Genomic DNA, 15,305 nt, shown 5'->3' with positions numbered 1-15,305 from the left:
ACGGCCTACTCGTTGTCACCGCCCGTCGATACCGTGGCGGCGATGCTCGGGGTTGTCACCGCTCCCGGTGCGCCTGGCCACACCCAATCACGCACCTCGGGCATATCGTCGCCGTGCTCGCGGGTGTACTCCCGGGCCACGAGCCGCCGATCGACCATCTCCTGGCGGAACGTCGCGTACTTGGTCTGCAACGACGGTGTGCGGTCGATGACATCGATCACCAGGTGGAAGCGGTCCAGGTCATTGAGCATCACCATGTCGAACGGCGTCGTTGTGGTGCCCTCCTCCTTGTAGCCGCGAACGTGGAAGTTGTTGCTCCCGGTGCGGCGGTAGATCAGCCGATGGATCAACCAGGGATAGCCGTGATAGGCGAAGATCACCGGCTTATCGCGGGTGAAGACCATGTCGAACGCCTGGTTGGACAGCCCGTGCGGATGCTCGCCCTCGTCCTGCAAGCGCATCAGGTCAACCACATTGACGAATCTGATCTTCAGGTCCGGCAGGTTCTGCTTGAGCAGGTCGACAGCCGCGAGCCCCTCCAGTGTCGGGACGTCACCGCACGTCGCGACCACGACGTCCGGCTCCTCGCCGAATATCTCCGTACCTGCCCATTCCCAGATGCCAAGCCCCCTGGTGCAGTGCGCGACGGCCTGTTCCATGGTCAGGAAGTTCGGGGCGGGTTGCTTGCCCGCGACCACCACGTTGACGTACTGCCGCGATCGCAGGCAGTGGTCATACGTCGACAGCAGCGTGTTGGCATCCGGTGGCAGGTAGACCCGGACCACTTCGGCGCGCTTGTTCACCACATGGTCGATGAAGCCAGGGTCCTGGTGGCTGAAGCCGTTGTGATCCTGGCGCCAGACATGGCTGGACAGAAGGTAATTGAGGCTGGCGATGGGCCGTCGCCACGGGATGTGGTTGGTGACCTTGAGCCATTTCGCATGCTGGTTGAACATCGAATCGATGATGTGGATGAACGCTTCGTAGCAGTTGAACAAGCCGTGCCGACCGGTGAGCAGATAGCCCTCCAACCAACCCTGGCACTGGTGCTCGGACAACATCTCCATGACGCGGCCGGCGCGGGCCAGGTGATCGTCGACCTCGGGACCGAAGAACTCGGCGTTCCACTGTTTATCGGTCGCGTCGAACACTCCCTGCAGGCGATTCGACGCCGTTTCGTCCGGCCCGAAGATCCGGAAATTATCCGGATTGAGCCGAACCACATCGGTGAGCCACCCGCCGAGCACCCTGGTCGCCTCGGCGACCGTCGCACCGGGAGCCGGCACGTCGACCGCGTAATCGCGGAAATCGGGCAGCCGCAAATCCTTGAGCAGCAGGCCACCGTTGGTGTGCGGGTTATCGCTCATCCGCAGCGTGCCCGCCGGTGCCAGCGCGGCAATCGACGGATCCAGCGTGCCGTTCTCGTCGAACAGCTCCTCGGCGCGGTAGGACCCCAGCCAGTCGGCCAACACCTGCAGATGCTCGGGGGTGTCGCGCGCGTTCGCCAGCGGCACCTGATGTGCCCGCCAGGACCCGGTGGTTTTCTTACCGTCGATGTAGGCCGGCCCCGTCCAGCCTTTCGGCGTACGGAAGACGATCATCGGCCAGCTCGGCCGGGGCACGTCGTCGCTCGCTTTGGCCTTGATCTCCGCGATCTCGTCGAGCACCGTGTCGAGCAGGGCCGCGAAACGCCGGTGCGCGTCGAAGTGATCCTCGTGCTCGTCTTTGACCTCGAAGAAGTGTGGTTTGTGTCCGTAGCCGATCATCAGGCTGCGCAACTCATCTTCGGGGATGCGGGCCAGCACCGTCGGATTCGCGATCTTGTACCCGTTGAGATGCAGGATCGGCAGCACCACACCGTCTTTGGCGGCATTGGTGAACTTGTTGGAATGCCAACTGGTGGCCAGTGCGCCGGTCTCGGCCTCGCCGTCACCGACGACCGTGGCGACCAGCAGGTCCGGGTTGTCGAACGCGGCGCCGTAGGCATGGGAGAGCGCATAGCCCAGCTCCCCGCCCTCGTGGATGGAACCTGGGGTCTCCGGGGCGACATGCGACGGAATGCCGCCGGGGAAAGAGAACTGGCGAAACAGCCGCCGCATCCCTTCGGCGTCGCGGGTGATATCGGAGTAGACCTCCGAGTACGTGCCGTCGAGGTAGGCGTTGGCGACCAGGCCCGGGCCGCCATGCCCGGGGCCGGTGACGTAGATGGTCGACTGCTGGCGCGCCTTGATCGCCCGGTTGAGGTGGGCGTAGATGAAATTGAGCCCGGGTGTGGTGCCCCAGTGGCCCAGCAGTCGGGGTTTGACGTCCTCGCGGTCCAGCGGCGTGCGCAGCAGCGGGTTGGCCAGCAGATAGATCTGCCCCACCGACAGGTAGTTCGCGGCGCGCCACCAACCGTCGAGCGCAGCGAGCACGTCATCGGACAGCGGTTCGGCGGTCGCGCTTTGCCACGCGGAGGGTTCAGACGTCATAGCTCTATCCTTCCCCTGAATCGGGGCTTTACGCAGGACGGCACCAGGTGTTCATCGAGGGCCTTTGGTCACTAGTTTCGGCCCGTACACTGGGGTGGTTATGTCTGATTTGATCGCTGTGGAGCCGCCACCACACCCGCTGATCGGTCAGCTGTCTGCGCTGCACCACTTCCGGATCTACGCCGATATCGCGATCGTCGTCGTCGTGCTGGCGCTGACCAACCTTCTTGCGCATTTCACCACCCCGTGGGCGAACGTTGCCGTGGTGCCCGCCGCGGCGGTGGGGCTGCTGGTCCTGGTTCGCTTCCGCGGGCTGGGCTGGTCCGAACTCGGCCTCGGCCGTGAGCACTGGCGCTCCGGCGCCGGTTACGCGGCAGCGGCCGTCGGGGTCGTGCTCTCGGTGATCGCCATCGGGGCGCTGCTCCCGTGGACCCGCCCGATGTTCATGAATGACCACTACGCCACCATCTCCGGCGCGCTGCTGGCGTCGATGATCATCATCCCGCTGCAGACCGTCATCCCCGAGGAGCTGGCCTTCCGTGGTGTGCTGCACGGTGCGCTGGACCGGGCCTGGGGTGTTCGCGGGGTGGCAGCGGCGGGCTCACTGTTGTTCGGAATGTGGCATATCGCCACATCTTTCGGGTTGACCAGCAGCAATGTCGGGTTCACCCGGCTGCTCGGCGGTGGTGTGTTCGGCATGCTCGCCGGGGTGGTGATGGCCGTGATCGCGACCGGGTGCGCAGGTTTTGTATTCACCTGGCTGCGTCGCCGTAGCGGCAGCCTGATCGCACCGATCGCGCTGCACTGGTCGCTCAACGGGCTGGGTGCACTGGCCGCAGCCCTGGTCTGGCACCTGTCGAGCTAGCTGCTCACGTCCCGCGCTTGCGGGCCCGGAACTCGCGATTCTTCAGCTTGTTTCCACATGACGACATCACACACCAGGTACCGCCGTGGTTGCGAGATCTGTCGTAGAAGGCCCACTGGCAGTCCTCGTTGGCACACGCCTTCAAGTGCTCCCAGCTGCCGTCGAGCTGCGCATCCTTGACGATCAGCAGGAGGTTGAGCAACCGATCGGGCAACGAGGTACCGTCCGCGCGCAGCCGTACCGTACCGTCACCGGCCACCTCCGTGCGCGCCCTGGCAGCGGCCGCCACCTTGCGCAACGGCGCCAGGGCTTCCCGACTGGGATCCTGACCACCGGTGTTACGAATGGTCATGGTGCGCAACGCTTCCCGCACATCGATCACAGTGTGAAGATCGTCGAGATCAAGTAGCGCGCCTGGATCTAGCAGGTGATTGGCGACCAGCCACGGGGCCGCGTTCGCAGGATCGGCCAACCGGTCCTCCCCCGATTCGCGATCGATGGTGTTGATCAGTGCCTGCACCTGACGAAGAGCGCCGGGGGCCGGCTTGGACTCTTCTTCGTTGAGCCACTGGAACGACACATCTGCCATGGCCCGATCCTACCTCGCATGACCTCTAAATGCGATTGACTGGTCATGCATGACCGGTATAGGGTTTTTACCAGTCACGCACAGAAATGGGGTTCAGAGATGACACAACACAGGATCGAACTCGCTACCGCCCTGGGAACTCAGTCGCCGCCCTACGGGTCGAAGCGCGGCGCCGTGGCACGCACCCCATGGTCGGCGCGCCTGGCGGCCCGGATTTTCGCCGACCGCTACGACCGCGCGATCGAAAATCGCGTGCCCGTCACGCCGGGGAGCGCCTTGGCCGCACACGCCGCACGCATCGTCGCATCGAGGGAGCGCGAAGAGTTGGGCCGCGCTCTGCGTTCTGCACTGCGCAGGGCAAACGAACCGCGCGGCGGAGGGCTCTCCTATCGAATTCCGTTGCACGCCGCCAGGATCGCGGCGGCGGAGAACACCATCGACGAGGTGACACTGCGACTGCACGCCCCGCTGCCCGTCCGGGCCCGCGGGATGGCCCGGTTGCGGCTACTGCTCTCCGACGGCGCGGGGCCGCTTTTCGACGCGGGGCACGGCAGTCTGGCCGCCGAGCTTCGCGGTGTATTGGCAGCGCTCTAGCGGGTTAGCTCTTCCTGACCTTGCCGACGATCCACAACAGGATCACCGAGCCGAGGATCGCCGTGAAGAACGTGAACCACCAGCCTGCGTCCGCGGTATCGAAGGCAAAGCTGAGCAGAAAGCCTCCGATCAACGCCCCGATGATGCCGATCACGATGTTCATCAGGATGCCGGACCCGGCGCCCTTGACGATCTTGCCGGCGATCCAGCCTGCGAGGGCACCGATGATGATGTACCCGATCACACCCACGCTGGTCAGCGTGGTCGAGCGAGCCAGAACCTCAGTGCTCGCCTGCGCCACAGAATTGGCAACGAATGCGGTATCCATCACTTAGGTATACCCGTCGCCAGTAACGATTCGGCGAGCGAAGAGTGTCAGCCTGGCGGCATCATCTCCGGCACCGGCGTGGTCACCGGGACCGGCACGCCGACGGCAGCCCGCGCGGGCGGCGGCGGTGGTGCGTTCGGATCCGGTGGGGGTGCGTTGGGGTCTGGTGGCGGCGGCTCGGCCGGCGGCGGCGGAGGCGGTGGGCTCCACGGCCGGATCGAATTGGCCAGGGCGATGGCCGCACCGGGGTCGACCGGATCTTTGGCGGTGCCCAGCCAGACCACGAACCAGCGTTCGTTGCGCTGACCGCGGGGCGCGTTGACCGCGGCATTGCCGACCACGCCCGCCCAAATCTGACCGTTGGGCTTGGTGGTATCGGTGAACTTCACCTCGTAATACGCTGCGCTGCCTGCCATCCCGGCCGCATCCAGCGGAGTGGACTGCTGATTGACGCGGGTGCCGGGGAACGGCATGAAGAATTCGCCCATATCCGATGCCAACCGGACTGCGGCCTTCGCGTTATCGGGTTCTGCCCCGGCGAACAGCTTCAGATCGAGGCGACCCAGCAGGACGCTGGTATCGGTAGCGACCGGCGCGGGTTGGCCGTTGACGGCGGGACCGGTCTCCTTGGTCAGCAACGCCTGGCCGTAGTTGAGCTTGCTGGCGTCGCCGAGCACCCAACCCGGGGGCACGACGAAGCTGAAGCCACCTGCGGCGTTATCGACCCGACCGGGTTCGGGCGCCGGTGGGGGCGGCGCATTGGGATCAGCCGGCGGCGCGTTGGGGTCGGCGGGTGGCGGCGGGGGCGCGTTCGGATCTACCGGAGCCGGTGGCGGCGCGTTCGGGTCGACCGGCGCCGGGGGCGGCGCGTTCGGATCGACCGGAGGTGCCACGGTCGGGCTCGGCGGCGCTGGTGCCACCGGATCCGCTGATGCCAACGTCGTGGGCAGTGCCAGCGTCACCGCACTGACACAGGCGACCGCGGCCACCCCCAGCGAGGTCCATCGGCCCCTTTGCCGCTTCACGATCGGGTCCGGCTCATCCATGGCGACGAACCTACCGTGTTACGGCCGTGACGCAAGTGTGGGTTGCTTACTATGTGAACCATTCTCACGCTGTCGCCAGCCGACAATTATCAGCCCCCGAGCGGCTCAATCAGCGTTGCTGAACACCGGATGAATCGCCACCTCCTGTGCCTTGACCGCAAACCAGAGTCGCATCCCCGGCACCACCCGCAGATCCGACGCCGCGTCGGGGGTGATGTCAGCGGCCAGGCCGGGCGCACCGTCGGGTGGCCCAGCGGCCCGAACCCGGATGGCGGCACCGCGCGAGTCGAGTTCGGCAACCGTGAGCTCGACGATGTTGCGCGGGCTGCCGTGCGGCCTGTCGGCAAAGACCGCGACCGCGCCGGGGGCGAACACCGCCACCGCCCGCTGCCCGGCCGGTGCCCGCTGCTGGTTTTCCACCGCAGTGCCATGCCAGTGGTCGCCGGTCGCAGTGACCAGGACACCGTCGCCGTCCAGGGTGCCGTTGACCAAGTTGACGCCCGCGATGCGCGCGCCGAAGCCGCTACGCGGCGAGGTCAGCACCCCGGCAGCTGGACCAATCTCGGCAACTCGGCCGCCCTCGATGACCATGACGCGGTCAGCCAGGGTCAGAACGTCGAGCACGTCGTGCGTGACAAGAACTGCCGCGCGGCCATCGCTGGTGAGGACCCGGCGCAACAAGGCCCGGATCGACGCGGCGGCGGCCACATCCAGCCCGGCCAACGGTTCATCGAGCAGCAGCACATCAGGTTCCCCGGCGAGCGCCCGCGCGATCGCCACGCGCTGCGCCTGACCACCGGAGAGCTGACGCGGTTTACGATCCGCGAACTGCGCCGCCTGATCGTCGTCGAAGACTTCGGCCAGCCAGCGCTGCGCGGCCTGCTTGGCGGCGGTCTTACCGCGACGACGAATGCGTGGCGCAAAGGCCACATTCGCCGCCGCGCTCAAATGCGGGAACAGCAGCGGATCCTGTAGCAGCAGGCCTACCCTGCGGGCATAGGTGGGGACGAAAACCCCGGCCTCGGTATCGGTCAGCACCCGACCACCAAGGCGCACAACTCCGGCATCGGGTCGTACCAGACCTGAAATCACATGTAGTGCAGTCGATTTCCCTGCCCCGTTGGGGCCGAGTACTGCCAAGACCTCACCAGCGGCGACATCGAATGCCAGGTCGATATCGCGTTCGGCGAGGACGGCGCGCACCTGCAAATGGCTCATCTAGCCCACACCGGCACTGCCCAGTTTGCGGGCGCCGAGTCCGAGGACGACCACAGCGGCCACCACGACCAGCAGGATCGATAACGCCACGGCAGCGTCGGCGTCGGACTCGCGTTGTAGATAGATCTCCAGCGGCAGCGTTCTGGTGATCCCCTCGCGAGATCCCGCGAAGGTCAGCGTCGCGCCGAATTCACCCAGCGCCCGAGCGAAAGCCAACACCGCCCCTGAGACCAGGCCCGGCGCCAGTAGCGGCAAGGTGACCCGCCACCAGACCGTCGTCGGCCTGGCGCCCAACGTCGCCGCGACCACCTCGTAATTGCGGCCCGCGGTCCGGGCAGCTCCCTCCAGCGCAATAACAAGGAAGGGCAGTGAAACGAACGTCTGAGCCAGGACCACCGCCGTGGTGGTGAAGGCGATACGGATACCTGCGGCATCCAGATACTGACCGAGCAGTCCGAGGCGGCCGAAGGTGTAGAGCAGCGCGATCCCGCCAACCACCGGCGGCAGCACCAGCGGTAGCAGGATCAGCGGGCGAAGCCAGCGCACCAGCCGGGCCTCGCTGCGGGCGAGCACCAGGGCCATCGGTACGCCGAGGATCAAGCACATGATCGTGCTCGCCAACGCCGTCCGCAGGCTCAGAAGCAACGCCGTCGTCGACGATGTACTGCTGATCAGCGACCAGAAATTCGGCCAGTCGACCTTTGCCGCCATCGCAATCAGGGGCAGCACGACGAACGCGGCACCCGCCGCCGCGGGTAGGTAAACCCACCGCGGCAGGGCTGCCGCTTGCCCCAGCTGATGGCTCACCGGCCGAATATTAGAGGATCGGCCACCGGCGTTCGGTGATTCGTTTGTCGATCCGGGCCGCGTCAAGTTTCATCACCTAGCTACTGTCCAGTAACATTGGCACGATCGACGCCGTCCGGCGCTGGGTTCAGCGTTGAACACGAGGAGGTCATGGCGATGGAAGTGCTGGTTACCGGTGGTGATACCGAAATCGGCCGGACGATTGCGGAAGGTTTCCGCGATGCCGGGCACCGAGTCGTGATCTCGGGTGCGCGTCGCGATGAACTTGAGGTCGCTGCCAAAGAACTTGATGTCGATGCGATCATCTGCGATAACACCGACCCCGCCAGCCTCGCCGAGGCCCGCACACTGTTCCCGCACCACCTCGACACGATCATCAACGTGCCAGCACCACGCTGGGAAGGTGGCGACCCGCGCACCTTCGACCTGGCAGAACACGCCACGGCCTGGCGCAATGCACTTGACGCCACGGCACTGGCGCCCGTGCTCACGCTGCATACCCTCGGCGATCACCTCCGCTCCGGTGGCTCGGTGATCAGCATCGTCACCGAAAGTCCCCGCGACGGCAGCGCGCAGGCAGCTGTCAAGGCCGCCCTTTCCGAGTGGACCGCAGGTCGGGCCACCCATTTCGGCACCAGGGGCATCACCATCAACGTGGTGGCCGCGGGCCGTGCGCACGAATCGGGTTATGACGGCTTGACAAGTCCCTCGCCCTCGGTTGCCGCCGAGCTCACCCGCCTGGCCTTGTTTTTGGCGACGCCGGAAGCACGCCACGTGACCGGGCAGACGCTGCACGTCAGCAGCGGCACCCCGGCTCACTTTGGCTGAGCAGGCTGATTTATTCCCCGCTTCGCCCCGAGCGAAACGGGGTTACGGTTCCGTTTAACCGTGTCTAGGGTCGGTAGCCGTGACTATCAAACTTGGCCTACAGATCCCCAACTTCTCGTATGGCACTGGCGTGCCACAGATCTTCCCCACCGTCGTCGCGCAGGCGCAGGAAGCTGAAGCGGCCGGTTTCGACTCCGTCTTCCTGATGGACCACCTCTATCAGCTGCCCGGCCTCGGTACCCCCGACCAGCCGATGCTGGAGGCCTACACGACCCTCGGGGCACTCGCCGCGGTGACCGAACGCGTACAGCTCGGCACCCTGGTAACCGGCAACACCTACCGCAACCCCGCCTTGCTCGCCAAGGAGATCACCACCTTGGACGTCATCAGCCAGGGCCGGGCCATCCTCGGCATCGGCACCGGCTGGTTCGAGCTCGAGCACGACTCACTGGGTTATGAGTTCGGCACCTTCACCGACCGGTTCAACAAGCTGCACGAAGCGTTGGAGATCATCCTGCCGATGCTCAAGGGGGAACGTCCGACGTTCACCGGCAAGTATTACAAGACGATCGAGGCGATGGCCGAGCCGCGGTTCCGCGACCATGTTCCGCTGATGATCGGCGGCAGCGGCGAGAAGAAGACCATCCCACTGGCGGCCAAGCATTTCGACCACCTCAACATCATCGCCGGCTTCGACGAACTGCCCCGCAAGATCCAGGTCGTCCGCGAGAGCTGCGAGAAGATCGGCCGTGACCCGGCCACGCTGGAGACCAGCATGCTGGTGGTGGCGATCATCGGGGAGGGCATCACCGCCGACATCATTCCGGAGGACTTCCGTCAACAGGCTGTCTTCGGCAGCCCGGAGCAGGTCGCCGACCAGATCAAGACCAAGGTGCTCGACGCCGGCGTCGACGGGGTGATCCTCAGTCCCGTCACCAGCCTGGACGGCTACCACGCGGGTCCCGTCACCGAGGTCGCCGAGAAGCTCAAGCCGGTGCTCGCCGGGTGATTCACCGGTGAATAACGGGTGCGGTGGGTCATCTCACCGCGCTGCGGGGAAGTCCGCCGACTAACCTAGAGGTTGTATTGGGTAGTTAGTAGGCGGACTTCATCGTCAAGGAGAGCAGCAATGAGCCACCCCGGAGCTACGGCAACGGATCGGCATAAAGTCGTCATCATCGGTTCGGGGTTCGGTGGCTTGAACGCCGCGCAGACCCTCAAGCGCACCGACGTGGACATCAAGCTGATCGCCAAGACCACCCATCACCTGTTCCAGCCGCTGCTGTACCAGGTGGCGACCGGCATCATCTCCGAGGGTGAGATCGCCCCGCCGACGCGCCTGATCCTGCGTAAGCAGGAGAACGCGCAGGTGCTGTTGGGTGAGGTCACACACGTCGACCTGACCAACAAGACCGTCGACTCGGTGCTGCTCGGGCACACCTATCGGACGCCGTACGACAGCCTGATCATCGCTGCCGGCGCCGGACAGTCCTACTTCGGCAATGACCATTTCGCCGAGTTCGCTCCCGGCATGAAGTCCATCGACGACGCTTTGGAACTGCGCGGCCGCATCCTCGGCGCGTTCGAGCAGGCCGAACGCTCCAGCGACCCGGAGCGTCGCAAGAAGCTGCTGACGTTCGTCGTCGTCGGCGCAGGCCCCACCGGTGTCGAGATGGCCGGCCAGATCCAGGAGCTGGCCGATCAGACCCTCAAGGGCAGCTTCCGCCACATCGACCCCACCGAAGCGCATGTCATCTTGCTCGACGCCGCGCCCGCGGTGCTGCCACCGATGGGTGAGAAGCTCGGCCTCAAAGCCAAGGCCCGACTGGAGAAGATGGGCGTCGAGATCCAGCTGAACGCCATGGTCACCGATGTCGACCGCAATGGGATCACCGTCAAGGACAAGGACGGCAGCATCCGGCGCATCGAATCGGCGTGCAAGGTGTGGTCGGCAGGCGTGCAGGCCAGCCCGCTCGGGCATGACCTGGCCGCGCAGTCCGATACCGAGGTTGACCGGGCGGGACGAGTCAAGGTCAACCCCGACCTGTCCATCCCCGGGCATCCCAACGTGTTCGTCGTCGGCGATATGGCCTTCGTGCCCGGCGTCCCCGGCATGGCCCAGGGTGCCATCCAGGGCGGCAAGTACGTCTCGAAAATCATCCAGAACGAGGTCGCGGCGCGCGCCCACGGCAACATGCCGAAACCGCGCGAACCGTTCAAGTACTTCGACAAGGGATCGATGGCGACGGTCTCGAAGTACAACGCCGTTGCCCAGGTCGGCAAGCTGGAGTTCGGCGGTTTCATCGCGTGGCTCGCGTGGCTGGGGCTGCACCTGATCTATCTGGTCGGTTTCCGGACGAAGATCGCCACCCTGCTGTCGTGGGCGGTGACGTTCCTGGGCCGCGACCGAGGACAGCTCACCATCACCGAGCAGCAGGCGTATGCCAGAACCAGACTCGAACAGCTCGAAGAGATGACCGCCTCCGCGCAGGAAACGGAGCGGGCGGCCAGCTAGGCCTAGCGGGGCAGGGCGATCAGACGGTCGCCCTGCCACGTCATCAACACTCCCCCGGCGGCCAGTTCGAGCATCACACCCCCGGCTGGGATGTCGAATTCGGCTGCCGGATAACGCAATTCGCTGATGCAAGCACGCGGTGACGACAGCGCGTCATCGGCCACCGCGCCTGCCCCGAGCTCGACCCGGTGCCTCAGTAACGGTTGACCCTTCGCCTCAGCGCGCAGAGTTCCGCTCCAGAAACCTTGCCGCTCATCGGATCTGCCGATCTGCACGCGTTCCCGCAGCCGCAACGAGCCGCCCCCGTCGACGACCGCGGTGACCGTCGACCGGTGCACCGCACCAGCCGCCACCACCGTTGGTTCCAGATCGAGGTCAAGATGACCCGCCACCTCCAGGGCGATACGCGCATGCGAGATCGGGGTCTGCGCGCTGGGCAGGGCCATGGTGGCAGCTGCACTGCGCACGTTCAGCCGGGCGCCCGCCGCCACGATGACCCGGATCTCGATCGTGTCACCACCGAGTGGGGTGGCGGCGGCCGAAATCAGGTGCACGGTATCGGCCAGGGTGCTGCGCGCCGCGATACCACCGCGACATTCGATCCGCGGCAGTCGATTCGGTGTCGCGACGATGAGGACCTCGGAGTGCATCAGAGAGCAGCGGGCGCTGCGATGGTGACCTGACTGCTCAGTTGGTCACGCACCCAGGCCAGTACCGCCGTCGCCGACGGATCATCGGTCAGGCTGATCAGCACGGTCGGCCGATCCCCACGTGCGATGGCGGCGTCGCGGCGCATCACGTCAAGATCGGCGCCGACCATCGGTGCGAGGTCAGTCTTGTTGATCACCAACAGATCTGAGAACGTCACACCGGGGCCACCCTTACGGGGCACCTTGTCTCCCCCGGCGACATCGATGACGAAGATCTGGACGTCGACCAGCCCCGAGGAGAACGTCGCCGTGAGGTTATCGCCCCCGGATTCGACCAGGATCAGATCCAGCGCTTCGGATCCCGAGTGCGCGCTGATCAGATCGTCGATGGCGTCCAGGTTCGCCGTGATGTCGTCCCTGATCGCGGTGTGAGGGCAGCCGCCGGTCTGCACGGCGGCGATCCGGTCATCTGGGAGCACCGCGTTGCGGCGCAAGAAGTCCGCGTCCTCGGTGGTGTAGATATCGTTGGTCAGCACGGCCAACGACAGCTCGTCACGCAGAGTGCGGGACAGCGCGGCGACCAACGCCGTCTTACCGGAGCCGACGGGACCGCCGATACCGATCCGCAGCGGCTCCCCCGGTTGGCGCACCCGCCGGGGCCGGTCGACATGGTTGTGCGGCTGGCCGTCGATGAAATGTGGTGGCATGGATGGCCTTTCAGGAAGCAAACAACGGACGGTCACGGGATGCGTGGCCTTGGGCCAGCATGTCGAGCAGTGGATCGGAGAGGTCGGCCAGTCCGGCCGCCGCTTCGGTCGCCGTGGATTCGCACAACGCGGACAGGCCGAACGTCAAGGCGGCGACGTCGGCCGGATCCAGCGCCAGCAGGCGTTGCGCCGCCGTGGCCGAGTTGGTCATGGTGGTGTAGACGATCGACAGCGCGGTGTGTTCGGGCGCGATACCGCTGGCCCGCCCGACGATCCCGGCGACCACCGGCAGATGTGGCGTCGGCCCGAGCGCAGACCACTCGGTGTCGGGCCACACCCGCTTCGCCAGCCGCAGTAGCCCGCGGCCCTGCCCGCGTGAGGCGGCCCTGGCAGCGGGTGACGGTGTGCGGGCATCGGTTTCGTCATGCGCGGCCGCGACGTCAAGGGCGCCGGTGTGTACGGCGACGGCGATCGACGCCGCCACGATGCCGTTGGTGCGGATCCTGCGACGCAGGAACGCATCCAGGGTGGTCAGGTCGATGACGCGGCGACTGGTGATCGCCTCTTCCGCCCCGCCGGAGTGGACATGCCCGCCGGTGGGCAACCGCGAGTCGGCGAGGGTGAGAAGGGTGGCCAACATGGTCAGACCCGGCTAGAAAAGGAAGTAGCGTTGCGCCATCGGCAGTTCGGTCGCTGGCTGTTCCTGCCACACCTCGCCGTTGATGCGCACGGTGAAGGTGTCCGGATCCACCTCGATCTGCGGCAGCGCGTCGTTGTTGACCATATCCGCCTTGCCGACCTTGCGGGTGTTGCCAACCGCCACCAGCCGACGCCGGATGTCCAGCCGATCCGCCAGTCCGTCCTCGATCGCCTGCGGCGCAACGAAATGCACGGACGTCGCGGCCGCAGCAGCGGGCGCTGCGCCGAACATCGGCCGCGGCAGAACCGGCTGCGGCGTCGGGATCGAGGCGTTGGCATCCCCCATCGCGGCCCACGCGATCATGCCGCCCTTGATGACCGCATGCGGGCGCACCCCGAAAAAGGCGGGTTCCCACAACACCAGATCGGCCAGCTTACCCACTTCGATCGAGCCGATCTCATGGTCGAAGCCGTGCGCAATCGCCGGGCAGATCGTGTATTTCGCCACGTAGCGCTGCACCCGGTTGTTATCGGCCGCGCCATCACCCTCCAAGGCGCCGCGGCGCTTCTTCATCACGTGCGCGGTCTGCCAGGTGCGCAACACCACTTCACCGATGCGACCCATCGCCTGGGCGTCACTGCCGATCATCGAGATGGCGCCGATATCGTGGAGCAGATCCTCGGCGGCGATGGTCGACGGCCGAATTCGGCTCTCCGCGAAGGCCAGATCCTCCGGCACACTGGGATTGAGGTGATGACACACCATCAACATGTCCAGGTGTTCGTCGAGGGTATTGACCGTGTGCGGCCGGGTGGGGTTCGTCGAACTGGGCAGCACATAGGATTCTGCGGCGACGGTGATGATGTCGGGTGCGTGGCCACCGCCGGCACCTTCGGTGTGATAGGCGTGGATCGACCGGCCCTTGATGGCGCCGACGGTGTCTTCGACGAAGCCGGCCTCGTTGAGCGTGTCGGAATGCAACGCCACCTGGACGCCGGATTCATCGGCCACCCGCAGGCAGGCGTCGATCGCAGCGGGCGTCGAACCCCAGTCCTCGTGCAGTTTGAATCCCGATGCGCCGGCGCGTAACTGCTCCCACATCGAATCCGCGCTGACCGTGTTGCCCTTACCGAGCAGGGCGATGTTCATCGGCCAGGAGTCCAGCGCCTCAAGCATTCTGGCCAGATGCCAGGCACCGGGGGTGACCGTGGTCGCCTTCGTCCCTTCGGCGGGACCGGTACCGCCGGCGATGATCGTGGTGATACCACCGCCAAGGGCCTCCTCCATGATCTGCGGGCAGATCAGGTGCACGTGGCAGTCGATGGCACCCGCGGTGACGATGCGACCATTGCCCGCGATGATCTCGGTGGAGGGCCCCACCACCAGGTCGGGGTGGATCCCGGACATGATGTCGGGGTTGCCTGCCTTACCGATACCGACGATGCGGCCGTCCCGAATACCGATATCGGCCTTGATGATTCCCCAGTGGTCGACGATGATCACGCCGGTGATGACGGTATCGGGTGCGCCGTCGGCTCTGGTGGCGCGCGACTGCCCCATCGACTCACGCAGCACCTTGCCGCCGCCGAAGACCGCCTCGTCACCCGCCAGACCTGGCCCGCCGCTGCGGTCCTCGGTGATCTCGATCAGCAGATCGGTATCGGCCAGCCGGACCCGGTCACCCGTCGTCGGGCCGAACAGCGCGGCGTAGCGAGACCTCGTCAACTCGGCCATCAGGTATCCAACTTTCCTGGCGGTGTCAGGGACAGCCCGTACACCTCGCGCGTTCCACCCAATGGGACCAGCGTGACCTGCTGCGGCACACCGGGTTCGAAGCGCACCGCGGTGCCTGCCGGGATATCGAACCGATAGCCATGCGCTGCGACCCGATCGAAGGACAGCGCTGCATTCGCCTGCGGCAGGTGTACATGGCTGCCGATCTGCACCGGACGGTCGCCGGTGTTGACCACGTCCAACGTGATGCGGGCCGCACCGGGGTTGATCTCGATATCGCCCTGTCCGAACAGGATTTCGCCGGGGATCATCT

16 protein-coding genes are annotated in these 15,305 nt (G+C 65.9%); 5 read left to right on the top strand and 11 right to left on the bottom strand.

The window, feature by feature from the left end:
• Nucleotides 1–5: 5 nt before the first annotated feature.
• Complete coding sequence (locus tag ADBZ9O_RS18225; protein WP_526524262.1) at nt 6–2,471, bottom strand: phosphoketolase family protein; 2,466 nt, start codon at nt 2,469–2,471, stop codon at nt 6–8.
• 100 nt (nt 2,472–2,571) lie between these two features.
• Between ADBZ9O_RS18225 and ADBZ9O_RS18220 the strand changes: the two genes are divergently transcribed.
• Nucleotides 2,572–3,336 (top strand): CPBP family intramembrane glutamic endopeptidase, encoded by a 765-nt coding sequence (locus ADBZ9O_RS18220; RefSeq protein ID WP_526524260.1) that lies wholly within the window; start codon nt 2,572–2,574, stop codon nt 3,334–3,336.
• A gap of 4 nt (nt 3,337–3,340) precedes the next feature.
• On the opposite strand, the gene ADBZ9O_RS18215 is transcribed toward ADBZ9O_RS18220, so the two are convergent.
• Entirely contained in the window at nt 3,341–3,925 is a 585-nt protein-coding gene (locus tag ADBZ9O_RS18215) for a CGNR zinc finger domain-containing protein (protein ID WP_526524258.1), read from the bottom strand.
• 99 nt (nt 3,926–4,024) lie between these two features.
• Here ADBZ9O_RS18215 and ADBZ9O_RS18210 point away from each other — a divergent pair, with 99 nt between their 5' ends.
• Nucleotides 4,025–4,519, top strand: a complete 495-nt coding sequence (locus ADBZ9O_RS18210; RefSeq protein WP_526524256.1) for a hypothetical protein — start codon at nt 4,025–4,027, stop codon at nt 4,517–4,519.
• A gap of 4 nt (nt 4,520–4,523) precedes the next feature.
• On the opposite strand, the gene ADBZ9O_RS18205 is transcribed toward ADBZ9O_RS18210, so the two are convergent.
• From ADBZ9O_RS18205 to ADBZ9O_RS18190, 4 genes are all read right to left on the bottom strand, one after another.
• Entirely contained in the window at nt 4,524–4,847 is a 324-nt protein-coding gene (locus ADBZ9O_RS18205) for a GlsB/YeaQ/YmgE family stress response membrane protein (RefSeq protein WP_526524254.1), read from the bottom strand.
• Nucleotides 4,848–4,894: 47 nt separating this feature from the next.
• The gene (locus ADBZ9O_RS18200; RefSeq protein WP_526524252.1) at nt 4,895–5,893 is read right to left on the bottom strand and encodes an APA family fibronectin-binding glycoprotein; all 999 of its coding nucleotides are present in this window, start codon (nt 5,891–5,893) and stop codon (nt 4,895–4,897) included.
• Between the two features lie 105 nt (nt 5,894–5,998).
• Complete coding sequence (locus ADBZ9O_RS18195) at nt 5,999–7,111, bottom strand: sulfate/molybdate ABC transporter ATP-binding protein (RefSeq protein ID WP_526524250.1); 1,113 nt, start codon at nt 7,109–7,111, stop codon at nt 5,999–6,001.
• On the bottom strand, nt 7,112–7,906 hold the full coding sequence (locus ADBZ9O_RS18190) for an ABC transporter permease (protein WP_526533266.1): 795 nt from the start codon (nt 7,904–7,906) through the stop codon (nt 7,112–7,114).
• 162 nt (nt 7,907–8,068) lie between these two features.
• Here ADBZ9O_RS18190 and ADBZ9O_RS18185 point away from each other — a divergent pair, with 162 nt between their 5' ends.
• The 3 genes from ADBZ9O_RS18185 (at nt 8,069) to ndh (ending at nt 11,261) form a co-directional block, all read left to right on the top strand.
• The gene (locus tag ADBZ9O_RS18185; RefSeq protein ID WP_526524248.1) at nt 8,069–8,746 is read left to right on the top strand and encodes an SDR family oxidoreductase; all 678 of its coding nucleotides are present in this window, start codon (nt 8,069–8,071) and stop codon (nt 8,744–8,746) included.
• A 79-nt stretch (nt 8,747–8,825) separates the two neighbouring features.
• Nucleotides 8,826–9,755 (top strand): LLM class F420-dependent oxidoreductase, encoded by a 930-nt coding sequence (locus tag ADBZ9O_RS18180; protein ID WP_526524246.1) that lies wholly within the window; start codon nt 8,826–8,828, stop codon nt 9,753–9,755.
• A 120-nt stretch (nt 9,756–9,875) separates the two neighbouring features.
• Entirely contained in the window at nt 9,876–11,261 is a 1,386-nt protein-coding gene (gene ndh / locus ADBZ9O_RS18175) for a type II NADH:quinone oxidoreductase Ndh (RefSeq protein WP_526524244.1), read from the top strand.
• 2 nt (nt 11,262–11,263) lie between these two features.
• On the opposite strand, the gene ADBZ9O_RS18170 is transcribed toward ndh, so the two are convergent.
• The 5 genes from ADBZ9O_RS18170 to ADBZ9O_RS18150 are packed head-to-tail and all read right to left on the bottom strand — an operon-like array spanning nt 11,264 to nt 15,303.
• Entirely contained in the window at nt 11,264–11,911 is a 648-nt protein-coding gene (locus tag ADBZ9O_RS18170) for an urease accessory protein UreD (protein WP_526524242.1), read from the bottom strand.
• Entirely contained in the window at nt 11,911–12,618 is a 708-nt protein-coding gene (gene ureG / locus ADBZ9O_RS18165) for an urease accessory protein UreG (protein ID WP_526524240.1), read from the bottom strand. Before ureG ends, ADBZ9O_RS18170 begins: the two co-directional genes overlap by 1 nt.
• Before the next feature lie 10 nt (nt 12,619–12,628).
• A complete protein-coding gene (locus ADBZ9O_RS18160) occupies nt 12,629–13,264 on the bottom strand; it encodes an urease accessory protein UreF (protein WP_526533264.1) in 636 nt (211 codons plus the stop codon).
• Between the two features lie 6 nt (nt 13,265–13,270).
• A complete protein-coding gene (locus ADBZ9O_RS18155) occupies nt 13,271–14,992 on the bottom strand; it encodes an urease subunit alpha (protein WP_526524238.1) in 1,722 nt (573 codons plus the stop codon).
• Nucleotides 14,992–15,303 (bottom strand): urease subunit beta, encoded by a 312-nt coding sequence (locus ADBZ9O_RS18150; RefSeq protein ID WP_526533262.1) that lies wholly within the window; start codon nt 15,301–15,303, stop codon nt 14,992–14,994. The genes ADBZ9O_RS18155 and ADBZ9O_RS18150 overlap by 1 nt, the downstream gene beginning before the upstream one ends.
• Nucleotides 15,304–15,305 lie beyond the last annotated feature (2 nt).

The sequence above is a fragment of the Mycobacterium sp. genome, from assembly GCF_965229105.1.
Classification (GTDB): Bacteria; Actinomycetota; Actinomycetes; order Mycobacteriales; family Mycobacteriaceae; genus Mycobacterium.
Note: the sequence above shows the minus strand (reverse complement) of the source record. Positions and strands in the feature narration are given on the sequence as shown.